Genomic DNA, 26,267 nt, shown 5'->3' on the forward strand with positions numbered 1-26,267 from the left:
TTAGACTACTTTATCCGAATTGCCCTTCAGCTGCTTCTTGGCAAAATACAGGGCATCTTCCTTCGATTTAAAAAAGTGCTGTTTTTCTATTTTATGATACAATCCAGTGCTGAGTAACAATTCCTTTGGTTGCTGCTGAATTCCGGAAATGATCAATTTCCCCTTATATTTTCCGATGCGATTAACGATCGCCAATAGTGCTGCCTCTGCTGAAGTGTCCATATATGTTACCCGACGCATGCTTAATACCAACACTTTCGTCTTATTATCCAAGTTCTCCAATATCGATGACTCCAGGACGTCTATCGAACCAAAGAAAAGAGGTCCTTCCAAGTTATACACATTGATCTTCGAATCCGAATTATCAATTGGAACAATCTCGGTAATCTCATGACTTCTTTCCCTAACCTTTAACGTGTGGCTCATTTTTGCAATGAAGGTGATGAATGCAATCAATAAGCCGATTCCCACTCCCATGATTAAATCAGTGAAGACAGTGATGAGGAAGGTGACTAGCAAAACCGCAGAATCCGCCGTCTTCGTTTTCAATACATGAGCGAATTCCTTTCTTTCACTCATATTCCAGGCAACAAACATCAATATGGGTGCCATGCTAGCCAAAGGTATATGCGCTGCAAATGGGGAAAGCACCAGCAAAACCAGTAAAACGACAATTCCGTGAATGACTCCGGACATCGGGGAGGCTGCCCCGCTTTTTATATTGGTAGCTGTCCTGGCTATTGCGCCTGTTGCAGGTATCCCGCCGAAGAATGGCGTCGCGATGTTCGCGATTCCTTGACCAACCAACTCTTTATTACTATCATGCTTGGTCCCCCCCATGTTATCCGCCACGGTAGCGGATAACAATGACTCGACACCGCCTAACAAGGCAATCGTAAAAGCAACTGGAAGGAGTGTGATAATGACTTCCACTGATAGCTCCGGCACTTGGAATTCCGGAAAACCTTTCGGAATCGCTCCATACGTAGAACCAATCGTAGCCACCTTATCGGGAAATAAAAAGTAAGCTGCAATTGTGGAAATCAGCAGACCCAGAAGCGGTCCTGGCACTCGTGGCAAAAGTCTAGGTGCCAGCAGTATGACGACAAAACATATAATCGCAACAATCACACTATATAGATTGATCGTGTCTGCTTTAATCACCAGTTCCTTCATGTTATCCATGAAAGCTTCATGTTTTTCCACTTTCATACCAAAGAAGTTAGCAATTTGCCCTGAAAAGATTATTATCGCAATTCCTGTTGTAAATCCAATGATGACAGGACGGGGAATGAACTTCATCAAATTACCTAACTTAAGCAGACCCATCAGGACTAACATTATCCCCGCTAAAAACCCGGCAATAAGCAGGCTTTCATACCCATATTGCATAACGATTCCAAATAATAAAGGAACGAACGCCCCGGTCGGCCCGCCAATTTGATACTTGGAGCCACCCAAAATCGAAATGAGGATTCCTGCGATGATGGTCGTATATAACCCGTATATCGGTTCGACGCCTGAAGCAATTGCAAAAGCCAGTCCTAAAGGAATGGCTACAACACCTACGACCAATCCTGCCGTCACGTCTTTTTGAAAACCCTTCATGTTATATCCTTGAAATCTAGAATCTTTTATCATCTTTTTCAAACTCACATCCTTAATCGTTTTTTAAGATTGGAATCTAGCATCATCATGAAAATGACATTCTTTCATTTTAGAGGGAGTTACTTGTTTGAAATTAATCAAATTATTGTAGGCATTTTTCAACGGGACAAACCAAGCGGGGGACTTTTCAAAACTAAGAAATAATCGTCATATATAATCTCCTTTTGTAAGGTTATTTGACATGGTCTCGACCATGCTTCAACATTATACAGTAAAACGTAAAACTGTACATTGTTAGAAACGTTAACATTTGTTTACAACTTTTTGAATATTTTTACATTAATATTACAATCCGGGACCATTTTTCCAGTCTAGTTAATTTGAAGCCGGAGATTCATACTACGAATCAGGAGGTTTGAACTTTGGTCTAATTCCCCATACCGGAAACTTGATCAGTGAACAATGGAAAAAAGCATGTTTTGAGAAAGATTGCTCAAAACATGCTCTGCCCTATACATAAAACCTCTTGATTAAAATAAAGAGGTTTTCTAAGTTTGTAGACAAAAGTAGTTCTATCTAAAGTTAAGTTGATTGGAGCGGGTGTGCGAGACTCCAGCGGGAATAGCGCGTAAGGGCCCCGCAGGCGCAAGCCAAGGGCGGGCCGCAAGCGGAAAGCGAGTGCCTGGAGCGGAAATCAACGTCCAAATTGTGCAAGCCATAAAAAAACTATAGGCCCAATCATGTAGACCGGGACCCACAGTTTGTAAACGGAAAACTTATCTTTCATCAAATGATATTCCCAAACCAACACCTTCAACTCTTGAGGTTTGGTTTCTAATTATATGCTTTAACAAAGTTGATTGGAGAGAAAGGTACGAGACTCCTGCGGGGATAGCGCGTCTTAGGGAGACCCCACAGGCGTAAGCCGAGGAGGCTCGCGGACCGCCCGCGGAAAGCGAGTGCCTGGAGCGGAAATCAACGTCCAAAGTCTAAAAACCAATAAAAAATCGTAGACATACTCGATCTTCATTGAGTTTGTCTACAGTCTGACAAAACCTCTTGATTAAGATCAAGAGGTTTCCTTTCAGTTTACAGCTCTTCTCCTCTTGTCTCGATAATATGCTTATACCAATGAAACGACAGCTTCTTTTTCCGTTTTAACTGATCATGATGATCCACGTAAATAAATCCGTATTGCTTCTTAAACCCGTTTAACCAACTTAAAAGGTCAATGACAGACCATGCATAATACCCTTTTAAATGGATGCCTTCTTTGATTGCACGTTTAATCACTTTTAAGTGTTCCTCAATATACTTAATGCGCGGAACATCTACTACTTCACCATCGATAATCGGATCCTCATCACCAAGTCCGTTTTCTGTAACATACATTTTAATATCGCCGTAACGTTCTTTTAACATATGCAGCCCATCTAAAAATCCTTCAGGTGAGATTTCCCAACCCCATTTTGTATAGGTTTTATCTTCCATTTTTACAGTCCGATAAAAGCCATCAAAAGACGGGTTCCCTGGAGCCAGAGTTGATGTTTCTCTAGAATGCTCCATGTTTGAAACGGCTTCCAGGTTTTTTTCCACCCGAATGGGCTGGTAATAATTGAGTCCAATAAAATCATTTTTCTCCGCATTCCTTTTTAGCGTATCCAGTTCTTCTTCTGTCCAACTTGGTGTCCAGCCTCTCTCCTTTAATTGCTCAACCACATAAGCTGGATATTCACCTTTTAAAATTGGATCATAATACCAAAAGGTTTCATATTCATTGGCATGCCGAGCAGCTAATACATTTTCATGTTTGTCATCAATACTATAAGCTGGCAGGAATACATGGGTAATCCCAATTTCACCGTAATGATTCAGTGCCTTGTATACCTCTACCGCTTTGGCATGTGCATAAAATACATAATGTGTCGCTTGAAAGTATTTATTTTCATCGTTTTGGATTCCAGGCGGGTGCGCTCCTTTTAAATACCCTAAACCGCAAAACATAACCGTTTCATTAAACGTGATCCAATGTTTGACTCGATCTCCGAATGCGCGAAAACAAATTTCTGCATACTTGACGAATGCTTCAGCTGTTCGCTTATTCGTCCATCCCCCATCTTGTTCAAGCGTCAAAGGCAAATCCCAATGATACAGGGTAACAAATGGGACAATCCCATATTTTAAGCATTCATTAATCACATTATTATAAAATTCCAAGCCTTTTACATTGACTTCCCCATCACCTGTTGGCAAAATACGGGCCCAGGAAATGGAGAAGCGATATGATTCAAGTCCCATCTCTGCCATTAATTTAATATCTTCTTTGTAACGATGATAATGGTCTATCGCTACATCCCCATTTGTACCTTCAAATGTTTTCCCCGGAATCTTTGAAAAAACATCCCAATTCGTTATACCTTTACCATCTTCATCCCATGCTCCTTCTATTTGAAAAGAAGCAGAAGCTGCTCCGAATAAAAAATCGTGTGGAAATTTCATTAAAAATCCTCCCTTTTCATACCTGCTTATTAAATTGATAATAATATATTTTATTCATTGGTACAAATATTATTTTTAGTTCACGTAAAACATAAGCCTTATAGATAGTATTTACTATCACGGAATGATTAAATCCAGAATTCCGTTGAATCAATCTCTCTTTTTCTAGCAAAAGATGATCGATACTTAGTAGCATATGAACATACAAAAACCCGTCCACCTTTTGGGGACGGGTTACACATATTAAAGATGTTAGCAATCATTCCACTACCGGGAGCCAACCTTTTATCCCGATCAACTTTTCCCAAAGCTGATCTGGAATGACCAGTTCATCCTGATCTTTTTTTGAGAGGGTAGTCCGTATTTCCGCTTCTTTTCCAGACCTGATTTTTTCAATCCAATGCGGTTCCATAAGAAGTTCACGGCCAAGGGCGATAAAAGGGACCCCCGTTTCCATGGCTTCTGCAACTTCATCGGGTGTATGCAGTGAACCTACACCGACCACCGGGATACGATTACCTACTTTATCGTAAATTTTAACGATGCGCGACTTTGTCCTATCACTCTCACGGAATGAGCCATTCCAGAAGTGACCTACCGATATATGTAGATAATCCAGGTTTTGATTCGCTAATCTATCAACGAATTGGATCGTATCATCTAAAGTGATTCCAGGATTGCTGCCTTCTTCAGGAGAAAGGCGGTAGCCAATTATAAACGGCTTTTCTGCATGCTCGGCAACCGTTCTCTCGACTTCATTCACAATGGTAAGCGGGAAAATCAATCGTTTTCCCAATGTTCCGCCCCATTTATCTGTACGGCGGTTCGAGTGTGGCGAGAAGAATTGTTGAAGCAAGTAAGTATTGGCACCATGGATTTCCACACCATCGAAACCTGCTTCGATGGCCCTTCTTGTTGCTTCGCCAAATGCCTTAATAACGTCTTGTATTTCATCTTCATTCATTTCCCGCGGTACAGGTGCTTCCTCGCTGGAAGCAATGGCACTTGCAGAAACAGGTTGGTTATCAGGCAATAATTCGGGCGGACTTTGACGGCCTCCATGATATATTTGCAGGATCGCTTTTGACCCGTTGGACTGAATCGTTTCAGCTAGTTTTCTCAAGGATGGGATAAAGGAATCGTCATCTGCACCTAGTTGGCCTGGGAATCCCTTGCCTCCAGCAGATACATAGGCACATGCCGTGACAACCGCACCTACACCAGCCGAGCGCTCAGCGTAATAGGCCAGTTCATCATCGGTTACAACGCCTTGGTCATCCGAAGAATAAGTGGTCATAGGAGCCATCATGATACGATTTTTCACTTCTACCCCTGATGGAAATATATATGGTTGAAAGATCTTTTCGTATTTTTGATTCATGCCAATCCTCCCCCTTTACTATTAGTGGTGATGATGTCCATGCGGTTCTTTAGAAGGATTCGTGATTTCAAAGCCTTCTTCTGGAACATAAAAATATTTAATCCAGACACCATCCAGAAATTCTTCACGTGAATCAAGCAAAATATCGATATCTTTATCTGTTTTTACGATTTCATCATATTCTGCCGGTGTATCCAGCTTCATGTCATAATGGGCATGATCGCCATGCATATGGGTGATATATACACGAATCATTTTCCCTTCGGCTTCTTCAGTGCTCAGCATTTTTTGTAAGACCTTTGCTGCATTGCGATTTATTTTACAATTCATGTCCATTCCTCCAACAATAAAATTATCCCTGTACTGAGTTCTACCCAATTAAGGGTTATCAGTAACATCCATTTTTCCCCTTCATGATTGGCCTTATCCGCGGTCTGAAGGAAAGACGATGCCGATTTGCCTTCTTGCTTCATCCATGATTTCCATAGTCAACAGTGAATTCGAATATGTATTTATTTCGGATTCCATTTTCCCCTGCTGTATCAAATCAACAAATTCCTTCGCTTCATAATACATGGTAGGCATATCCTGTTTAACGGAAATATTTTCAGTGGTTCCATTCCGATACTGAATATCCACCGCTTGCGGTCCTGAAATTTTCTGAATGAGGATGCTTCCATGTTCACCTTGAATTTCCGATGGCAAATTGGACTCAGTAATTTTGGAAAACATGACGACTGCCTCCATTTCATCATAGGAAAGCAGAATCGTACCTTGCCCATCAACTCCTGATTCAAGCATCGTTCCTGATGCCTGCACCTTATTCGGTTTACCGAACAGTACAACAAGTGGATAGAGGACGTAAATGCCTAAATCCATTAAAGAGCCACTTGAGAATTCAGGATTGAATGCATTCAGCACAGTTCCTTGTTTATATGAATCATATCGTGATGAGTATTGGCAAAAGCTTCCCGAGAAACGCCGTATCTTCCCGATTTTATCCAAATTGCCCTTTATACTTTCGAAATTCGGCATGATGGTCGATTTCATCGCTTCCATCAATAGCACATCATTTTGTTTTGCAGCCTCAATCATTTCCCTTACTTCAGCCGCATTCGAGGCCATTGGTTTTTCACATAGTACATGTTTTTTATTTTGTAAAAACAACACGGCTTGCCTGCAATGATATGAGTTAGGGCTTGCTATATACACAGCGTCGATTTCATCGCTGCTGGCCATTGCTTCTAAATTCGTAAAAGTCGTATGTACTTCGTATTTATTGGCAAATTCCTTCGCTTTCTCTTCTGTACGTGAATACACGGCAGTTAAGGATAAATCCTCTACATGCTTAGCAGCCTCCAAAAATCGTTCCGTGATCCAGTTTGTACCTATTACCCCTAATCTTATCAACATCCTATCCCCTTTCAAGCTAACTTAATTATGTCCTCAATATACAGACATTTCACTGAAAAACAAAGTATAATGAACACCCGCAATTGTTTAAATTGGATTTTTTAGGCAATATTCGTTTATAATTTTTCTATATTACCACTGCCATGATGTTTCTACATACTCCCAAATTGGGAATAGAAGACTTAAAAGGAGCGTGTGAAGTTTATGACAGAATTAATGAAAAACAAAGTTGCCATCATTACCGGTGGAGGATCGGGAATTGGCCGGGGCGCCGCACTGAAACTAGCTGAAAACGGCGCGAACATCATCTTTTTTGATCGTACAGTCGAAAATGCCGAAAAAGTGAAGGAAGAAGTGGAGAACCTTGGCCGAGAGGCTTTAATCATTAAAACGGATGTTTCCAAGGCTGAGCAAGTTGAACATGCCTACAAGACGGCCCATGAACATTTTGGGAAAATTGATTTTGTATTTGCAAACGCAGGCATCAACGGAGTGATTGCCCCTATAGAAGACATAAAGCCAGAAGATTGGGATCAGACACATACCATCAACCTCAAAGGCACCTTTCTCACCATCAAATACGCCATTCCCTACATGAAGGAAACAGGCGGCAGCATCGTGATCAACAGTTCCATCAATGGAAACCGATATTTCAAGAATTTTGGTTTTTCCGCTTATAGTTCATCCAAAGCTGGTCAAGTCGCTTTCGGAAAAATGGCTGCACTCGAATTGGCAAGATATAAAATCAGGGTAAATACCATTTGTCCCGGCTCCATCGATACGAACATTGACAATAACACATTCCCGGAAGAAGAAAACCTTAAAAAAATCAGGATTCCCATTGAATATCCCGAAGGCTCCCAGCCCCTGGCAAGGAAAGCGGGGACTGCCGAACAAGCAGGTGATCTCGTATTGTTCCTAGCATCAGACATGTCCTCACATGTTACGGGCACGGAAGTTTATATCGATGGAGCGGAATCACTATTATGAATCAAAAAGGCAAAAAGCTGAAATCCACATCAGGATTTCAGCTTTTCTTTTTAAGCAACTCTCCTTAACCCGCGACGAGCAAGGAGTAAATAAGCGCACATGGCGATGACATGACAACTTACCATCACAATTCCCATCGGCAAGGGCGACTCACCTGAACCTAACCCCACCAGGGGAGCCATTAGCGATCCTAATATGAAGGGAAGCAAGCCAATTAAAGCCGAGGCACTGCCTGCCGTTTTTTTCTGATTTTGCATCGCTAAAGAAAAACTCGTTGTACCGACAATACCGACGCTGGAGACGGAGAGGAATAAAGCGGCCAAGATTCCGGCCAAGCCCATTTCGAGAAGGACTGAGGCAAGAAGTAATATTCCCCCAAACAAAGCTAGGCATAACCCCATTTGAAGCAATCTTTCTTCTTTAACCTTGCCTGCCAGCTTCCCGGCAACTTGTGAAGCGATGATGATCCCAACCCCGTTTATTGCAAAAATCAGGCTGAAGGTCTGTGGGGAAACCCCATAAATGTTCTGGAGAACAAATGGCGATCCGGAAATATAAGCGAACATTGCAGCACTTATGAATCCTTGTGCAAAAGCATAGCCCATAAAAACACGATCCTTCAATAAGTTCCCAAAAGTCCTGATTGTATCATTTACCCCGCCGGCACTCCTGTGATTGAACGATAAAGTTTCCTTTATCCCAAAAAATGCAGCCGCAACCATAATGATACTTAATACTGAAATGACAATGAAGACGCCCCGCCAAGAAGTGAACTGCAAAAGTTGACCGCCAAAAACCGGAGCCAATATCGGTGCCGCCCCATTCACCAGCATTAACATGGAGAAGAACTTGGTCAAATCCGTTCCTGAAAAAAGGTCACGAACTATGGCCCTTGAAATGACAATGCCTCCCGCTCCCGCAATACCTTGGATAAAACGTAATAATAAAAGCAATTCAATGGTTGGAGCAAAAGCGCATAACAGAGATGAAATGCAATAAATGGATAAAGATATGATTAACGGTGAACGCCTTCCTTTTGCATCACTTAGAGGACCTAAATAAATTTGGCCCAAAGCCAACCCTAACAAGCAGGCAGTCAAGCTTAGCTGCGCTAATGACGTACTGCTTTTCAGATCCTCTGCCAGTGTGGGGAGACCCGGTAAATACATATCAAGTGACAGTGGTCCGATCGCTGCAAAAGACCCTAGCATAAGAGCCATCAACATCCTTTTGGATTTAGTCATTTCGTTGCCTGATGATATCGTTTCCTTCATTTCAATCATTATTAACCCTATCCCTTTCAACTAATTGTTCTTCCAAATAAACTCGACTTTCTTTATTTTACAAAAGATCGGCACAATTTACGATAAGTATGCTCCACTTGAATGGGACTCTTCCTTTCGGCATTCAGGTAAGCACAGGTGCATCAAAACTCCGAAATCTTCTAAAAAGGACAAATCATATTTCAGAAAATATCATTTGAGAATACTGCGAACCAAAGAAACACTATTACATTCCCCATAAAAAAATGACCCCATTTTTGGGGTCATTTCAGATTGTAGATTCCCGCAGGGGTCTCGTACACCCGCTCCAATCAACTTTGTCTTACCTTTTAGTTAGAACACTTTTGCCTGGAGTCATTTTTGTTTTAAAATAGAAGTATTAAAACTTGAGGTGATGAGGATGCTTTCTAAACATGATTCTATTCAGCGAGATCAACTTGAAGTGAAGAGAGCTTGCCTGCAGTTTTTTTATTTAAAAAAGGTTGCAGGTGATTTCAGAAATCCGCTCCCTTTCCGCCGACTGTCTGCCAAGCCTCCTTGACGCAAGCGTCTGTGGGGTCTCGGCAAGCCAGTTATTCGGCAGGAGTGTCGCAAATTTCTTCAATCCAATAAGGGTTGTAGTAAAAAAACATGAAGGATAGTCTATTCTTGTTTTAAAATCTTTGTTCGAGATGAAACCAATCCGAACCCCATTTTAGCGTCATTTTGATTTATTCAACAATACTAAATTACGGGGAGTATCACCAGTTAATCCGTCCACCAAGTTTTGTACAGCAAGAGTTGCCATTTTCATTCTTGTGGCAATGCTAGCACTCCCGATATGCGGTAATGTAACCACATTGGGCAAAGTTAGCAGCGGGTGGTCCAGAGGGACGGGCTCTTCTTCGAATACATCCAATCCAGCCGCCCAAATCTCTCGATTTTCCAGCCCCTGGTACAACGCTTTTTCATCGATAATTCCGCCTCTTGCAGTATTAATGAGCACAGCCGTCCCTTTCATCAATTCCAGCTGCTCCTTGCCAATCATATAAGCCGTTTCCGCTGTGAGCGGCAGCATGACACAAACGAAATCCGAGATTTGGAGCAATTTTTCAAGGGGCTGATATTCGATTCCTAACTCTTTTTCCTGTTCATATTTACGGCTTCGATTAAAATAAACTAAGTTCATATCAAATCCCTTAGCTCTTTTTGCAAGAGCTTCCCCAATTCTGCCTAACCCGATGATACCCAGCGTTGCACCGTGTACATCTTGTCCTGTCAGCTGCATCTGCGACCATGTTTCCCACTTTCCACTCCTTAAATAATCTTCTGCCTCCATCATCCTCCTTGCCGTTGCAAGCAGTAAGCCGAAGGTTAAATCAGCTGTTGTTTCCGTTAAAACCCCCGGTGTGTTCGTTACCATGATGCCCCGTTTTGTTGCACTTTGAACGTCAATATTATTATGGCCCACTGCCATATTCGCGATGATTTTCAGATTGGGTGCCTGTTCAATCAGTGACTCATCGATTTGTTCCGTCAATAAGCAAAGCAGCCCCTCGACTTCTTTCATTTCTTCTACAAGGACTTTTCTAGGGACCGGTATATCCTCTTGATCCCACATCCTGACATCATAATTCCGACTAAGACCTTCGATGATTTGTTCTGGCAATTTCCTTGTAATATAAATTTTTGGCTTCAAACCAAAACCTCCTATACCGTTTCGTTCCATGGAACACTTTCAGTTTTCATTACAATAATTAAATTTAAAGAATATTGGCTAAATGACTAGCTTGTTTATTCAATTTTAAAATAAACTAGATAAATAGACCATCCATTTCCAATCAATCTTACTATTAAATTTCTTGATTGCCTGGAAGCTTCCGCTTGACAGTTTCAATTCATTCAACCAATCATGGAATAATAACCAGTTACATCTATTCGGTCATTAGTAATATCGTAATTTTCCAGATAAAGTTTATCTCGATTTAGGAGGATATGGGACGTTCATGAAAACGAATACAACATTTAAAATTTATCCAATTATAGCTCCAAGCGCTTTATCTTTAAAAAGTATAAACTTTTATTTAGTTAAACAGGATGAATCTTTAACATTAGTCGATGCAGGTATGAATGATGATGTTTGCTGGAATGCACTGCAGCAAACATTAAACGAAAATGGATTTACAGTTGGGGACATCACGGAAATTTTGTTGACCCATCACCATGGAGACCATGTTGGTTTGGTCAACCGGATAACCGAACTCCATCCGATTCCCGTTTATGCCCATTCTAAATCCATTCCCCGTTTAAAAAGGGACCCTGATTTCTTAAGTATGAGAATAGAATTTTATAAACAGCTATACCTTGAGATGGGCTGTGGTGAACTTGGAGATAAACAAGTGGCTTACCTATTCAACGCGGTCGATAATAATAAAGATCAAAAACTGAATGGTGACATCATCGCAATCACGGAAAAACACTGGCTGAATTTTGAAGTGGTCGAATTTCCCGGGCATGCCCCGGATCAAATTGCTTTCCTTGACCGAGAAGGGAAACGGCTTCTTGCCGGTGATTTATTGATTGAACATATCTCAAGCAATGCCTTGATCGAACCTGATGAAAACGGTAATAGAATGCTGACTCTTGTAGATCATATCGATTCATTAAAACGATGTTCAGCATTACAGGTGAATCTCCTATTTCCTGGTCATGGTAACGTGATTGAACAACCCGGTCATCTGATTGAAAAAAGACTCAACAGCATAGAGAGGAAATCACAAAAGATCCTGGCCTTGATAGAATCCGGAATTTCTACAGGCAATGAACTGGCAAAGGAGTTTTACAAACAAAAGTATATAGCAGAATTCCCGCTCGTCATGTCAGAAATCATCGGCCATTTGGATTATTTGGAATATCAGGGGAAGGTCACGAAACAACTCGTTGAAAATGTAGTTCATTATCAAGCTAAATGACATCAAAAAAGGCTGAATTGAAAAAGTCCCCACTTAGCAGGGACTTTTTCATGGAAAATGCACAAAATAATTGAATCTGAAATACTAGGCCTTTTTGGGTGTTTTAATGAATCTAACAGGAAATCGATTAGAATGTGAAGAATTTATTATCTGAATATTAAATATTTTCAGAATAGGGGATTTGCTGTGAAAAGAAAATTTTTAAAGGTTTTAAGTTCAACAGTAGTAGCCGCAACATTACTTGGCCCAAATGTCAGCTTAGCTGAAAGAGGACCAAATCCGACAGGTGGAACGAACCTTTCTACCGAAGCATTCCTAAATTATGACGAACTTGTAAAAGAATTAAATCAACTTGAGCAAGCGAGTGCAGGGATAGTCAATGTAGAAGTGGCCGGAAAAACGAATCAGGGCCGTTCCATTCAAAAAGTGACTGTCGGTCATGGTGACAAAGTCGTTCTTATTCAAAGTGAAATTCATGGAAATGAAAAAACAGGAACTGTCGCGTTATTGAACATTCTTAAAAACCTTGGTCAAAGTAACTCGCCTGAGGTAAAGAAAGTTCTTGATGAACTAACAATTGTTGCCATTCCAATGATGAACGTAGACGGCTCAGAGCTTGATCGTCGTGGAAATGAGATGAAATGGTCTGAAGTTGTCGGTAAATTCCCCCAACTTTCTAATGCAAAACCTACTTGGAACTATTACACTACTCCCAGATCAGGAGACGACTATGCTAGCAAACCGGGATTTGATGTTAATCGTGACTTCAATCCAGACCTAAATTATGTACCAAAACCTCAAGACTTCCCGGGGGCATCTGAAAAGCCAGGCTGGTTTATTACCCCCGAAGCGCAAACGCTCCGTGACACATATAAAGGGTTAAAATCGAAATTCGGGAAAGTGGATGTTTTTATCGATCTTCATCATCAAGGATTCCCATATCTCGAAGGAACTGATGAGCGTGCAACTATGTCAATATCGGGTAAATTCGTTCCTAACCCAAGCACTCCAGAAGGTGCTAAATATGCAGAGTATGCAGATGATTTCAAATATGATTTCTCCCGTCAGTTAACACTTACTGCGTATAATGCACTGCAAGCAAAAGGGAATTCAGTTTTCACAAATATTTCATTATATGATCAATCCATTGACCTGCCAGGAACTGCTTTAGGGACGTTTGCTTTAAACGGAAGTGGGACGGTTCTATTTGAAGTTAGTGGTCAAACACAAAACTTTGGGCAAAAAAAGAATGGCCAGCTCGTAAAAACGGTTGAAACGGGGCTAATGGGTATTATCAATGGCGTAACAGATGGATCGGTTCATAATCTTAATCCATCAGACTATGAAAAAATTCCTGAAAGTTCATCTACACCCGGAATCTAGTCAATTTTGAAACTTAATTGTAAAGGGGACTTGTCCGCCATCTGGCATCGGTTGAAAATCGAAGCCAGATGGCAGCAAAGCCCTTTTTATTTGTCTAATTGACACTGAAATTTCAGCCTTTTCTTGCTGAAGATACTTACACGCACACGACAATCTCTCTGGAAAAAAGGCCTTTCCTGGCAACACATCGATCAGCAATCTCAAATCCAGCTTCTTCAATCATATGATCCATCGTATCGATTGTTACGACAACGACCTTATCAGCAAAGCTCCTTGCGTTCTTAAGGATTGATAGCTGATCCTCCGGCGTCGCATGTGTATATAGATTATAAGGCATATCGATAATCGCTACATCATATTTACTGGTGACCTCCGAAATCGGACCTGTAGTTACATCACCTTCGAGTCCGAAATAGGCAATGTTCTCCCTTGAACCGTCGGTAACAAGCGGGTTGATATCCCGGCCATCAATATTGATCCCCATCGAAAGGGCTTCCACCAATACCGTTCCAATTCCGCAGCATGGATCAATTGCCTTCACCCCATCCGGATGTGGAACAGCAATGTTGGCAATGGCCCTCGCCACTCTCGTGCTAAGCGCAGTTGAATATTCACGGGGCTTCTTCATATGTTTTAACCAAACCGCTTCAGGTTTGACATACTTCCCAAAATACCAACGACCGCCAAGCGTCACGATTCCAAAGACCTGATCAGGATTACGCACATCGGCATTTCCCTGAATGTGCCAGCCAATCTGACGTTCAATTTCACGCTGTCCATCATAATCGATCTTTGCTTCTTTATTCAAATCATTAATTTTCACGAATAATACTTTGAATGTCGAGTCAGGCAAATGAATACCTTTTACTTGCTCAACGATTTCGGATATGCTTTCCCCTTCAAACATGATGTCGACCCGCCCTTTTATAAAAGGGCTCCTGCTCGGTTCAATGGCTATATCACTTTTCAAAATACCCCCTGAAGTCTCAAAGCCAAAGAAAGAACGCATCTCCATTTTAGATAATGAGCGTTCGTCAGGGGTGCATGTAAATGTATATATATATGCCGGTTTGCGGCTATGATTAGTCAATCCATTCCCATCCTTCATTACTTTAGATTATACCTTTCTATCAAACATAGCTGTAATAGTATAGAAAAGCAAATGGAATCGTGCAGAAAAAAGCAGGAATGCTTTTTTATTAAGCATTCCTGCCACTATATTTTTCATTGTTCCATCTCTAAACGAAAGGAATTATTAATCCAATTTATACAGGTGGCTATTTATATACTTCGCACGGGCCTCAATGAATTTCAGGATGAATTCGGGCTCATCATCAAATATCTCCTTATTCCCCTTGATATATGGATCTTTTGATACATAAGGCCTTAATTGATCATGCATTTCCTGAATGATAGGTTTCATATAGGCCACGGTATAATGATTGTTCAAAATCTCCTTAAGAAGTTCTTGGTACCTGACACGAAATCCCCTTACATCAAGGATTCTAGCAGTCAATGTATTGAACCCCCCGATTCCCACATAATCCTCTTCCATCACTTTCCCGTTAACATCCCTGCCCCATGTCGCATCATAATCCCATGGAATCATTTCAAATAGACCGGTATCTCCATTTCGATACAAAGCATAGTTATGAACGAACCCATCATAGTTTTGCGTGAATATGACACCGGCCAGCCAGCGCAGGTACTTTTCCACATCGACATATTTTACGATTTCCTTTTCAAAATCCACTCTTGAAATTGTATTGATTTGGAGGATCAGCTCTTGTAAATATAATTCCTCCTTTTCTGTCCCGCATTTTTTTTGATAGCCCATCTCCAATGATTTTTTGATTCCTTTATCCAAATCGCTCATCAATGAGAAATTGGCATCACCATCCACCGCATAGAAAATGGACCCATTGGGGAGCCCCCTTTTCTTCAAATAATATTCATCCACTGATTCCAATTCCAGATATATTCCCTCGTCCTTTCCGTTTAGATTTAGGAAAACGAACTGGGCTTTCGGTGATAAAGTCCCTATATCTGCAAAAAAATCTAAAGATAATTTATTTCTTAGTAAAGATTTATCTTTATATTCGGCATTTAAATGAACTTCCTTGGCATTCTTAAAAGTATTAGGTTTATAAAAGACTACATTATAGGATTTTTTCCGAAAACTTCGGATATGTGAGCCACGGTAAGCAATATCAATATCAAGTTTTTTTTTGTTGATCGTTAACTTTGCAGGTAAAGGATCATTGCACCATATATCTCTGCGAAGCTCCATTAAATTAACTGGTGGAATAAAAAGCTGATACACAGGCAGCTTCTTGTCAGCATTCATATAACCTAACCCTTCCCTTTCACTTTCCTATTAAATTATGGAAAAAAAGCGAGGGGTGTCACCAAAAACAAATATTTAATAAAAATGTGCTATTATCTCAGGCATATTACGTACAAGCGCATAGTTTAACGTATAGAAAGGGGGATATATAAATATGTCTGACATCAATCGTGATATACAAAATGCGGTGGATAGAGCTAATTCCTTCGGGTTAAGCGATTTCATGCATAATGACCCATGTTCAAAAGGCCGTTCTTCACGTAAAAACAACAATAACAGGCGAACTTCCCGTAGAAGCACTAAACGTTGCACGAGCAGGAATCGGTCCACTTCCGGCACGCAAAGGCGCTCTTGCTGGAAACGGAGATCTACATGCAGCACACAAAGGCGCACTAGCAGAAGGAGGTCCACTTGCAGCACACAAAGGCGCACCAGCAGGAGGAGGTCCACTTGCAGCACACAAAGGCGCACCAGCAGAAACCGGTGTTCCATATGCAGCAGACAACGGCGCTCCAACAGAAACCGGTGTTCGTCCAACCACTGCAGTTGGCTTTGCGGCAATAACTTTCGCAATAACCGGAAAAGGTGCTTCTAGTCTCATGGTACCGTTTTAATGTACAACTAATATTTTTTTACTGGATATTACGCTTTACTTTAAAGTCCAAATTCTATAAAAAAACACAAAACTCGTCCTATAGGGGCGAGTTTTGTGTTTTTAAAATTAGGCTCTTTTCGTAAAGATTGTTGTTTTTAAAACGAAACGATTTAAGGTTGATTGGAGCGGAAGTGCGAGACTCCTGCGGGAGCAGCGGGACAGGTGAGACCCCACAGGCGTTTACGCCGAGGAGGCTCACCGCCCGCCCCGCGGAAAGCGAGCATCTGGAGGGGAAATCAACCACAACTCACTACCTGGTAAATAGCAACAAAGTATGGGAAAACAGCCTAAAATTATCACGATCGTTATATCCATTCAAATGTCCCGTTCCTTAAACAATAAAAACACGGCCATTTATAATGACAGTGGACTTATTTGCCATGTACCCGAACCTATAAAAAAGGATCCTACCCTCTTACATACGGTAGGACCCTTTTCGGTTTCACTTATTTAACGGAGACCAATTCGAACTGTGCATACACATCCTTCAGCCCTGCTTGAATGGCTTGACCAGCCTTCCCACGATAATGATTTTGCACACGATCAATCAATTCTTCGATACCATCTTTCAGGCAATAACCGCGCAGCAGTTGTCGGATGAATTCCCTGCCATGCTCTGTAGCAAGCGTACAGGAAGCCTCGACTATTACTCCATATTTAAAGTCAAGCTCCACCGTGATCGTGATTGAATCATATATATTTCTCGCTGCCATCCCTTGAGGAAGTTTTGCATGCCCTGCAATAAAGTATGTGTTCATCATCTGATCTGATCTCCTCTATCTATAGTTAATGTACGGAAACTTGCTCGAAGGGCCATGCAGGCAATTGCTTGCGAAGCTCTTTATCTTGTCTATAGCCAAGTGCGTATTCACCCTGCATTACAGTATGAATCTCACGGGTTCCTTCGTAAATGACCGGAGCTTTTGAATTCCGCAGAAAACGTTCGACTGGATATTCATCCGAGTAGCCATATGCACCATGAATTTGAACAGCATCATTGGCCGCTTCATTAGCAGCATTACATGATATCCACTTGGCAAGTGATGTTTCCTTCGTATTCCTTTTTCCTTGATTTTTCAAGGTGCCCGCTTTAAAGACCAGCAATCTGGAAATCTCTAAATTTGCTGTCATCTTGGCAATCATCTGTTGAACGAGCTGATGCCTGCCAATCTCTTTTCCGAATGTGCTTCGTTCATGACAATACTTCAAGCTTGCTTCCAGGCTTGCTTCTATTAACCCTACAGCACCTGCGGCCACTGTAAACCGGCCGCTGTCCAATGCCGACATGGAAATTTTAAAGCCCTCACCTTCTTCACCAAGCCTATTCTCCACCGGAACTTTTACATCCGTTAAAAAGATCTCGCCTGTATTCCCTGCACGAATTCCTAATTTTCCTTTAATGGCTTTCGACTCCACTCCCTCGAAAGTCCGTTCCACGATAAAGGCAGTGATTCCCCTTGAACCGGCATCATGATCCGTCTTGGCGAAAATGAGGAAATGATCTGCATAATCACAGAGCGAAATCCATGTTTTTGACCCATTTAAGATATAATGGTCCCCAACACGTTTTGCCGTTGATTTCATTGCCGCTACATCAGACCCTGCATTCGGTTCAGTCAGCCCAAAAGCACCAATCTTGATTCCTTTTGCCTGGGGTACTAAATATTTCTGTTTTTGTTCTTCCGTCCCCCATTGAAGCAGGGTCATGCTATTCAACCCTGTATGTACAGAAACTGCAGTTCGGTAAGCCGTATCTCCTCGCTCCAGCTCTTCACAAACGATGGCTAGGGTATTATAATCCATTCCGACCCCGCCATACTCTTCGGGTATACACACGCCCATCAACTGCAATTCAGCTAACCTTTTTAAAATATGCGGCTGGAATTGACCTTGCCTATCCCACTCTTGAATATATGGAATAATTTCCTTATCCACAAATTTCCTTACCACTTTCTTCACACTTTGCTGCTCTTCTGTTAATTCGAAATTCATCATTAAAATTCCTCCTAAATAATTTTATTTTCCTTGAATTTGCTTATTTGATCTGGACTATATCCTATTTCAGCCAAAATGGAATCGGTATGCTCACCAAAGAGTGGCGGATGCTTTCTCATTGTAACCGGTGTTTTTGAAAGGTTCAGGGGAGATCCCGTCACTTTTAGATCTTCGATTGTGGGATGTTCCATGCTCACCAGCATGCCTCTTGCGATGATTTGCGGATCCTCGAACATCTCTGCTATATCATTAATCGGACCATTCGGTATCCCTGCATCATCAAACAGCCTTTTCCATTCCTTCTTTGTCTTACCTCTCAACGAATCCTCTAATATCGGTATTAATTCTTCCTTGTTTTGTAAACGTTTTTCATTATGTTTAAACTGTTCCTGTTCCGCTAAATCAGGTCTGCCTATAACGGTTGAAAATCTCCTGAACTGATCATCATTTCCCACAGCCACGACAAGCTCTCCATCCCTTGTCCCGAACGTCTGGTATGGAACGATATTTGGATGTTGGTTCCCCATTCTTTCAGGGGTCAAGCCACTGAATAAATAGTTGCTGGCGACATTCACCAATGAAGAAACCTGACAATCCATCAATGAAATATCAATTTCCTGGCCTTCCCCCAATTTATCCCTATGATGTAAAGCGGATAAAATGCCAATGCATGTATACAAGCCAGTCAATATGTCAGCTATGGCCACTCCGACCTTCACGGGACTCCCATTTTTCTCTCCGGTGATGCTCATCAAACCACTCATCGCTTGAATGATATAATCATAGCCTGGCAAATCTTTATAAGGACCGGTTAAACCAAATCCTGTAATCGAGGCCATGATCAGTTTGGGGTTGATTTCCTTTAAATCCTCATAACCCAACCCCAGTTTTCCCAATGTGCCTGTTTTGAAATTTTGAATCACTATATCCCCTGAAGCCACCAACTTCCGGAAAATCTCTTTTCCTTCCTCAGATTTTAAATTCAAGGTCATGCTTTGCTTATTTCGATTTGCACATAAATAGTAAGCGCTTTCCCCTTCGGCGAATGGCGGCCCCCACCCTCTCGTTTCATCCCCTGATTCATGATGCTCGATTTTAATGACATCGGCACCCAAATCGCCGAGAATCATTGAACAAAACGGCCCCGCCAAAACACGGGATACATCGATAATCCTGACTCCCTCCAAAGCTCCATTCATATCATCACCCCTTTCAAACTGTCGTGGATACACAAAAAAGAGCCAGTAAAACCAACAATGTCATTACATTGAATGTTTCACTGACCCTTATCCACGAACTGTCTTCCTGCAAAGGAAGATCAAGTGAACCAAGTCAATTTTTATGGATTCCAGTTTTTTATGTCAAGCCGGCCATGCAACAAGGTAACTTGTTGTCATCGGTTTGGTAAATTAAGTATAGTTGTATTTTTTGAATTTTGCAATAATTTTGTTTGAGTGTTTTAATACATCTGTTCCGTATACTTTCCGTATACTTTCCGTATGCTTCAGGACTCCCCCCATCCAAAGTAATCGGAATTGCCTTTATTCGTTTGGCATGTGATGATTGAATAGGTATAACTGTCAATATATGAATTTTACATATTATCAATCGTCGCACGGCAGATAAGGAAAGCTTAAAAAGGAGATGGCGCTATGGACAATAAAAAAATGGAAATAATCGAAGCGATCAAGAAATACCACACAATCATCATTCATCGTCATGTAAATCCGGACCCGGATGCATTGGGATCACAACTCGGTTTAAAGAGGCTATTGAAGGACTCCTGCCCTTCTAAAGAAGTCTATGCGGTAGGCGAGGAAGTGGACAAGCTTCTATTCATAGGTGATATGGATGTCATTTCCGATAACAAATATAAAGGTGCCTTAGTGATTGTTTGTGATACTGCCAACATTTCACGGATCAGTGATTCCCGATATGATCATGGAGGCATGCTGATCAAAATTGACCACCACCCCGAATACGAACAATTCGGGGACATTTCTTGGGTTGACCCTTCTTATAGCTCTGCAAGTGAAATGCTTGTTGATTTATTCTTGGAATTTCCAGAAGGCTTCAACATGAATAAAGAAGCGGCTAAATCTTTTTATGCAGGAATACTTAGTGATACAGGGAATTTCACGAATGGGAATACAACTCCCAGGACATTAAAATTGGTTTCGCACTTAAGAACCTATAATATTCAGCCAGAAAGAATCCATAACAGCCTTAATGTTAAGCCGAAAAACGCTTCCCGACTTCAAAAAGACATTCTCATGAGCTTCAAGGTAACTGATAAAGGGGTAGCTTACTTCATTATTACGGACGAGCTTTTAAATATGTATGGGGTGGATCGACTCGAAGCTTCGAATTTAGTCAATACGCTATCAAGTGTCAGGAAAAATAAAATCTGGGCTTTCTTCATCGAATACCCTTCTGAAATCCGTGTCAGGATACGTTCAGGGAATATTCCCATCGCATCAGTCGCACGTCAATTCAATGGTGGAGGACATTCACTGGCTTCAGGCGCTACCATCCATTCCTGGGAGGAGGTTGATCATGTTATCCAAGCATTGGATCAAATCTGTCCATAAAGGGAGTTCATGACCTGAGGTGTTTATATGGAGGATTATTTCCCCGCTTAATTAAAATGGATTAATCCGGCCTTTTAAAAAAAGCGCCAAAGCCAGGATGGCTGAGGCGCTTGCTTGTTATTTGGACACTTCTTCAAGAATTGATAAATCGATCATGCCTTTTATATCACTGCTAGGGATATAACCGGCTTCCTTGCTTATGTCGGCCATTTCTTGAATGACTTGCTCATTAACTTCAGTTGTCACTTCAAGGCGTGAAAATGCTGAAGCCACTTCTTCTTTGCTTAATTCTTTTCCAGTCAGTTCCTTCAAATGCTTAATAACCAGTTCTTGGCTTTCTTCAGGATTTTCCTGTATGAACTTCACCGCTTTTTCATGCGCTTTCAAATAAGAAGCAGCGAGCCCCTTTTTATCCAAGAACTTCTGGCTTGCAGCCACTACCGTGTTAGGTGAATCTTTTCCCCATGCAAATTGATCCCAGTCAAGCAACAGCTTTCCTTTTGCCTGATTTTCCAATACATACCCCCATGGTTCCTGGGTCGCTGCTGCATCGACAGACTTTTGAACAAAAAGGGCGGTTGTGTCAGCAGGTGCTGCCGCATACAGTTCAACTGTGCCCCCATTTGTAGTCGGTTTTAAATCTACATCTTGAAGGGCCTTCCTAAGCATGACATCCTGAGTGCTTCCAATGACGGGAATCGCTACCTTTTTACCGGCCAAATCTTTTAAATCCGTCACCTTGCTGCCTTCGCTAGCCACAAGTACGGCACCTCCATTAACAGCCCCGGAGATCAGGTGGTATTCAGGGTTTTTCACGTAAAAGTTAAGCAATGGACCAGGCCCGACCGTTCCGACATCAATGGCGTTTGTGGCCATTGCTTCCATGAATAATCCTCCATTGGCCACTGTTTTGGTTTCAATCTTGACATCTTTACCGAACTCTTCTTCGAAAAAGCCTTTTTCAAGTGCAATGATCGTTGCACTGTGGGTTAGGTTAGGAAAATAACCAATTTTCACGGATTTCCCCCCGGACCCTTTCCCTTCTTCATCATTACTGCTGGATTGAGTGCATCCGCTTACTATTCCGATTAACAAAACAGACAGAATAAGGGCAAAGAATGATTTTTTCAGCATATTTTTCTCTCCTTTAAAACTATTATTTTATTAAACTACCGTTACTTCACTCCCCATTTCAGTTGAACATTACGTTCAAGACGGGAGAAGACGACATTATCCACGATTGTTCCGATGATTGCGATGATGATCATCACGGAGATGACCAAATCCATTTGTCCAAGTGATCTGCCCATTTCCAGCAATTGGCCAAGACCGCCTCCCCCGCCAAGTAATTCACCTGCCATCAATGCACGCCAGGAAAATGCCCATGCAATTCGGAGACCGGATATTATTTGCGGGACGGATGCTGGTAAAATCACCGTGCGAAGAAAATGAAATCCGGTCGATCCATATGTTTTGGCAACCCGCTGATACAACTGGGGTACATTCCGGAAGCCACTTGTTGCATTAACCGTCATCGTCCAAGTTGCGCCGATGGTGACGATGAAGAGGATTGAAAAATCATTCAATCCAAACCAAATGATCGCCAAAGGGAACCACACGATACTCGGGATGGACTGTAATGCCGTCACGACGAATCCTAAAGTGTCTTCGACCAATTTAAAGCGCCAAATGAAATATCCTAATATCAGACCTACTATAATGGCAATCATAAAGCCGATCAGGATACGGCCAAGGCTTTTTCCGATGGCTTCGGTTATTTGTCCGCTCATCAGTCCCTTAAACAGAGTTTCCAAAACCTGAGTCAGGCTTGGGAACATGAAATCCGGAAGACTGGAAAGTCTAGATGTGACTTCCCATATCCCCGCTATCATCGCGATGAATATGATTCGTCTTAAAGCTGTAATCATTCCCCATTTCCTCCTTCAGCACTTTTTCAATTTCCTCCTGCAAAATCGATAGAACCCTTTGTTCTGTATGCAAAGTTACACTATCCGGCATAACTCCATCTTTCATGGAAGGAACGGAAATCGTCTCTTTGATTTTCCCGGGACGGGTAGCAAAGACGATAATTTTTTCGGAAAGCTGAACAGCCTCGCGAATATTATGGGTAACGAAAAAGATCGTCACTTTAGTTTTTCTCCAGATTTCGAGCAGCTCTTTATGCAAAACCATCCTCGTTTGCTCATCAAGTGCGGAGAATGGTTCATCCATCAACAGGATATCCGGTTCCATCACCAACGCTCTTGCGATGGCTACCCTCTGTTTCATTCCTCCTGAGAGTTGATGAGGATAGGAGTCAACATATCGGCTGAGGTGAACCATCTTTAAAATGTCCAATGCCTTGGCTTTTGCCTCTTCTTTGGGCATTTTCTTTATCTTCAATCCGTATGTAACATTTTCAAGTACTGTCAGCCAAGGAAATAAACCCGCCTCCTGAAACACGACAACCCGTTCCGGACCTGGCTTCACCACTTTTTTCCCAGCTACACGTATTTCACCCACATCTGCTTTATCAAGGCCGGCAATCAGATAAAGGAGCGTGGATTTACCACATCCTGAAGGGCCGACGATCGAAACGAAGCTTCCTTTCTCGACCTCTATGTTTATCTTATCGAGCACCTTTATGCTTTCTTTCTTTTCATTCTTAAAACTTTTTTCAATGCCATCTATTGTTAAATACATAAAGTCACCCCACTTTTATATCGCATCGATTTACTAAACATTATTTCTTAATAATGATTAATCCAATGGTTTTTGTCAACTATAAAAATGCAAAAATTCTAATTTATCGGTATTTTTCTATTCAACTGTCAATGTATTGATGAATATTCCAAACCTACATAAAAATACATATCTATAAATACCATTCAGCAAATAAAAAAACCCGAGCCCCTTTTAAGGGTTCAGGCTGAATATATCCATAATTTTCAACTTCAGTTAACCGCGGTCACCAGCACTCTTTCAATTACCTTAAAAAATCCTGCTTCCATACAATTTATCCTTCATCTTTTGTGTCCTTGCATGCAGAGGCTTTTTCAAAATGACACCTAAGATGAACGTGATTATTAAAAAGAGAATCAAGATAAAAATGTCCTTGCCAGCTACACTCCAGGTTATTCCCCCAACAGATTCACGAAGCAAACCCACAGCATAGGTGAATGGCAAGAAAGGGTTAATATGCTGAAAAAAGGGCGGTGTGACTTGAATGGGGAAGGTGCCTCCTGAACTTGATATTTGAAGGACCATCAAGACGACGCTTATCCCTTTTCCAACATTTCCAAGAACGGAAACGAAGGTGTAGACAATAAGTGTAAATACCGTACTTATCAGAACGGAAAACAGGATGTACTCAAATTTATCCGCTACATAAACACCGATAAGAAAGATGTTCCCAATAGAAACACTAAGGGCCTGCATCACCCCAATGATGAAAAATATTAGATACCGCCCGATATAAATTTGATACGGGCTGTAGACCTTTTGAGAAACACCCACGCTAAGCATGGAAATCAATATTGTACCGCCGACCCAAAGGGAAAGTGCCGTAAAGAAAGGAGACATGGCGGATCCATAGTTCGGAATCGGAAAGAGACTGTGTTTATTGAGCAGAACTGGTTCTGAAAAAAATTCACTTTCTTGTTCAATATCATTCCTTAGGAAATCGATCACTTCTTCCATATTATAAGACTTATCAATTTCCCTCATTTTAGAAGCCAGAGCCTTTATTTTCGTTTCGATTTCCGGAAACTTATTCTGTAACTTTTCAATATCCGCTGTACGTGTTCCCAATGTACGATTGGTCTCATTCAACAGCGTCCTCACCTCAGGAAGAACCTTGGTTCCCTCCTCCATCGTAAGCTGGACATTATTCAATATTGCTTCTGTTTCATTCCAGATTTCATTGAATTTTGGCCCCGTTTCCTTTGAATAGCTCTCCTGGAAGCTTGCCAAGACTTGATCGTTGTTCCTGCCAAGTTCGATAAGATTGCCGTATGCTCGGTCATTCAGCGCTTGAAGTTGGTTCGAAGCATTATCCCTTAGTTCATCAACCAGCTGTATTTCTGGCTGAAGCACGTTTTTCTCATTAAATTGATTGACTCTAACCAATAAATTATACATACTGTCCAAAAGGTACAACTCTTTATTTATCCTCGTTACACCTTGTTCCACTAGCTGATCCGACTCATTGTCAGGTAAATCCTGACCCGTTAACCGGTTTGCCAGCACTAAAATGGATTCATTATCGCTCCTTATTTTCGCAATATCATTTTTCAAGAGGGGATTGATTCCTTCGAATGCCTGCCTTGTTGAATCTACATAACTAGAAACGTCCGATACCAATTTGTCCTTCTGTGATGTTATTCCTTCTATCGAATTCAGGCCATCATTGACCCTCTTAATGATATCCTCAGCCTTTTTGACATGTGTTTGAACGGTTTTGATATTTTGTTCAAGCTCAGGCAGTTCAGCCTCTAATAAATAAACCATATTCTTCATTTTTTGAATCGTCGGCAACTCGTTTTGCAAGGTGATTCCCAGTTCATTAAAAATTGCAAGGATACTCCCACTAGCTGATTTGATAAAGGTTTTGCTCACATTGTCCACAATGCTGTTGGCACCCGCTGCCGTAATTTTAGGAGCAATGGAATTGATTTTTTCATTAACATAGTAATCAATCCCCGCCTTCTTAGGGTCATCGGTCATGATCGTCGCAATATGTTCGGAAAAGTTCTCCGGAATGATGATGGATGCATAATAATCACCCTTTTCCACCTTTTCTATCGCTTCTTTTTCCGATGTGAACCTCCAGCCCAGATCCTTATTATCCTTTAACCCTTCCATTACTTCCTTGCCTATGTTCACGGCTTTGCCATTTAACTCCGCACCTTTATCATTATTGGCAACACCGACAAGAATTCCTTCCGTGTTTGCATACGGGTCCCATGATGCAACAATATTAAACCACGCATAAATGGAAGGGATGAACATGAGAAAGACGACTACGATACAAACAAAGAAATTTTTATAAATGCTTTTTAAATCGTCAATGAAAATTTCCTGAATATTTCTCAAAACATACCCCCGTGCAAATGTATTTTGATACTATTATTCGTAGAAATTTCTTAATCGATACTAAGTAAACATATCCA

General features: G+C 41.4%; 21 protein-coding genes and 1 pseudogene. 6 read left to right on the plus strand and 16 right to left on the minus strand.

All coding sequences use genetic code 11. From position 1 onward, the window contains the following. From OTG27_RS09850 to OTG27_RS09870, 5 genes are all read right to left on the minus strand, one after another. Window positions 1–1,641, minus strand: coding sequence for a SulP family inorganic anion transporter (locus tag OTG27_RS09850; RefSeq protein WP_057279038.1), 1,641 nt, complete (start codon window positions 1,639–1,641; stop codon window positions 1–3). Between the two features lie 1,056 nt (window positions 1,642–2,697). Further along, window positions 2,698–4,107, minus strand: coding sequence for a GH1 family beta-glucosidase (locus OTG27_RS09855; RefSeq protein WP_268936796.1), 1,410 nt, complete (start codon window positions 4,105–4,107; stop codon window positions 2,698–2,700). Window positions 4,108–4,366: 259 nt separating this feature from the next. After that, window positions 4,367–5,488, minus strand: a complete 1,122-nt coding sequence (locus tag OTG27_RS09860) for an NADH-dependent flavin oxidoreductase (RefSeq protein WP_268936797.1) — start codon at window positions 5,486–5,488, stop codon at window positions 4,367–4,369. Between the two features lie 21 nt (window positions 5,489–5,509). After that, on the minus strand, window positions 5,510–5,818 hold the full coding sequence (locus OTG27_RS09865; RefSeq protein WP_057278928.1) for an iron-sulfur cluster assembly accessory protein: 309 nt from the start codon (window positions 5,816–5,818) through the stop codon (window positions 5,510–5,512). Between the two features lie 93 nt (window positions 5,819–5,911). Next, window positions 5,912–6,898, minus strand: coding sequence for a Gfo/Idh/MocA family protein (locus OTG27_RS09870; RefSeq protein ID WP_268936831.1), 987 nt, complete (start codon window positions 6,896–6,898; stop codon window positions 5,912–5,914). Between the two features lie 207 nt (window positions 6,899–7,105). On the opposite strand from OTG27_RS09870, the gene OTG27_RS09875 reads away from it, so the two are divergent. After that, window positions 7,106–7,891, plus strand: a complete 786-nt coding sequence (locus tag OTG27_RS09875) for an SDR family oxidoreductase (protein WP_268936798.1) — start codon at window positions 7,106–7,108, stop codon at window positions 7,889–7,891. Between the two features lie 50 nt (window positions 7,892–7,941). On the opposite strand, the gene OTG27_RS09880 is transcribed toward OTG27_RS09875, so the two are convergent. Together OTG27_RS09880 and OTG27_RS09885 are read right to left on the minus strand one after the other, a co-directional pair. Continuing rightward, window positions 7,942–9,174, minus strand: a complete 1,233-nt coding sequence (locus tag OTG27_RS09880) for a multidrug effflux MFS transporter (protein WP_483878185.1) — start codon at window positions 9,172–9,174, stop codon at window positions 7,942–7,944. Window positions 9,175–9,874: 700 nt separating this feature from the next. Continuing rightward, window positions 9,875–10,852 carry a 2-hydroxyacid dehydrogenase gene (locus OTG27_RS09885; protein ID WP_268936799.1) on the minus strand — a complete coding sequence of 326 codons (978 nt, stop codon included), beginning with the start codon at window positions 10,850–10,852 and terminating at the stop codon, window positions 9,875–9,877. 307 nt (window positions 10,853–11,159) lie between these two features. Here OTG27_RS09885 and OTG27_RS09890 point away from each other — a divergent pair, with 307 nt between their 5' ends. Continuing rightward, complete coding sequence (locus OTG27_RS09890) at window positions 11,160–12,125, plus strand: MBL fold metallo-hydrolase (protein WP_063577029.1); 966 nt, start codon at window positions 11,160–11,162, stop codon at window positions 12,123–12,125. Between the two features lie 186 nt (window positions 12,126–12,311). Further along, window positions 12,312–13,508 (plus strand): M14 family metallopeptidase, encoded by a 1,197-nt coding sequence (locus tag OTG27_RS09895; protein WP_063577030.1) that lies wholly within the window; start codon window positions 12,312–12,314, stop codon window positions 13,506–13,508. 136 nt (window positions 13,509–13,644) lie between these two features. On the opposite strand, the gene OTG27_RS09900 is transcribed toward OTG27_RS09895, so the two are convergent. Continuing rightward, window positions 13,645–14,616, minus strand: coding sequence for a TRM11 family SAM-dependent methyltransferase (locus tag OTG27_RS09900; protein WP_374941250.1), 972 nt, complete (start codon window positions 14,614–14,616; stop codon window positions 13,645–13,647). 147 nt (window positions 14,617–14,763) lie between these two features. Beyond that, entirely contained in the window at window positions 14,764–15,855 is a 1,092-nt protein-coding gene (locus OTG27_RS09905; RefSeq protein ID WP_268936801.1) for a CotH kinase family protein, read from the minus strand. A 154-nt stretch (window positions 15,856–16,009) separates the two neighbouring features. Here OTG27_RS09905 and OTG27_RS26685 point away from each other — a divergent pair. Together OTG27_RS26685 and OTG27_RS09910 are read left to right on the plus strand one after the other, a co-directional pair. Further along, a pseudogene (locus OTG27_RS26685) lies at window positions 16,010–16,063 on the plus strand (hypothetical protein); the annotation flags it as partial. Between the two features lie 22 nt (window positions 16,064–16,085). Further along, entirely contained in the window at window positions 16,086–16,469 is a 384-nt protein-coding gene (locus tag OTG27_RS09910) for a hypothetical protein (RefSeq protein ID WP_268936802.1), read from the plus strand. 487 nt (window positions 16,470–16,956) lie between these two features. Here OTG27_RS09910 and OTG27_RS09915 read toward each other — a convergent pair whose 3' ends face one another. Genes OTG27_RS09915 through OTG27_RS09925 form a run of 3 tightly spaced genes read right to left on the minus strand, consistent with a single transcriptional unit; the run spans window position 16,957 to window position 19,704 of the window. Then, on the minus strand, window positions 16,957–17,268 hold the full coding sequence (locus tag OTG27_RS09915; protein ID WP_095679647.1) for a DUF3870 domain-containing protein: 312 nt from the start codon (window positions 17,266–17,268) through the stop codon (window positions 16,957–16,959). A gap of 28 nt (window positions 17,269–17,296) precedes the next feature. Continuing rightward, window positions 17,297–18,502 (minus strand): acyl-CoA dehydrogenase family protein, encoded by a 1,206-nt coding sequence (locus OTG27_RS09920; RefSeq protein WP_054400504.1) that lies wholly within the window; start codon window positions 18,500–18,502, stop codon window positions 17,297–17,299. A gap of 14 nt (window positions 18,503–18,516) precedes the next feature. Further along, window positions 18,517–19,704 carry a CaiB/BaiF CoA transferase family protein gene (locus OTG27_RS09925; RefSeq protein WP_268936803.1) on the minus strand — a complete coding sequence of 396 codons (1,188 nt, stop codon included), beginning with the start codon at window positions 19,702–19,704 and terminating at the stop codon, window positions 18,517–18,519. Window positions 19,705–20,157: 453 nt separating this feature from the next. On the opposite strand from OTG27_RS09925, the gene OTG27_RS09930 reads away from it, so the two are divergent. Continuing rightward, window positions 20,158–21,096: a DHH family phosphoesterase gene (locus OTG27_RS09930; RefSeq protein WP_268936804.1), complete on the plus strand. Its 939-nt coding sequence runs from the start codon at window positions 20,158–20,160 to the stop codon at window positions 21,094–21,096. Between the two features lie 117 nt (window positions 21,097–21,213). Here the strand turns inward: OTG27_RS09930 and OTG27_RS09935 are convergent, their stop codons facing one another. From OTG27_RS09935 to OTG27_RS09950, 4 genes are all read right to left on the minus strand, one after another. Next, window positions 21,214–22,230 carry an aliphatic sulfonate ABC transporter substrate-binding protein gene (locus OTG27_RS09935; protein ID WP_268936805.1) on the minus strand — a complete coding sequence of 339 codons (1,017 nt, stop codon included), beginning with the start codon at window positions 22,228–22,230 and terminating at the stop codon, window positions 21,214–21,216. Between the two features lie 41 nt (window positions 22,231–22,271). Then, window positions 22,272–23,024 (minus strand): ABC transporter permease, encoded by a 753-nt coding sequence (locus OTG27_RS09940; protein WP_034314377.1) that lies wholly within the window; start codon window positions 23,022–23,024, stop codon window positions 22,272–22,274. Then, complete coding sequence (locus OTG27_RS09945) at window positions 22,957–23,799, minus strand: ABC transporter ATP-binding protein (protein ID WP_057278916.1); 843 nt, start codon at window positions 23,797–23,799, stop codon at window positions 22,957–22,959. The genes OTG27_RS09940 and OTG27_RS09945 overlap by 68 nt, the downstream gene beginning before the upstream one ends. Window positions 23,800–24,087: 288 nt before the next feature. Beyond that, entirely contained in the window at window positions 24,088–26,190 is a 2,103-nt protein-coding gene (locus tag OTG27_RS09950; RefSeq protein WP_268936806.1) for a YhgE/Pip domain-containing protein, read from the minus strand. Window positions 26,191–26,267: the final 77 nt, after the last annotated feature.

Source organism: Peribacillus sp. AS_2 (genome assembly GCF_026891895.1).
Taxonomy (GTDB): Bacteria; Bacillota; Bacilli; order Bacillales; family DSM-1321; genus Peribacillus; species Peribacillus frigoritolerans.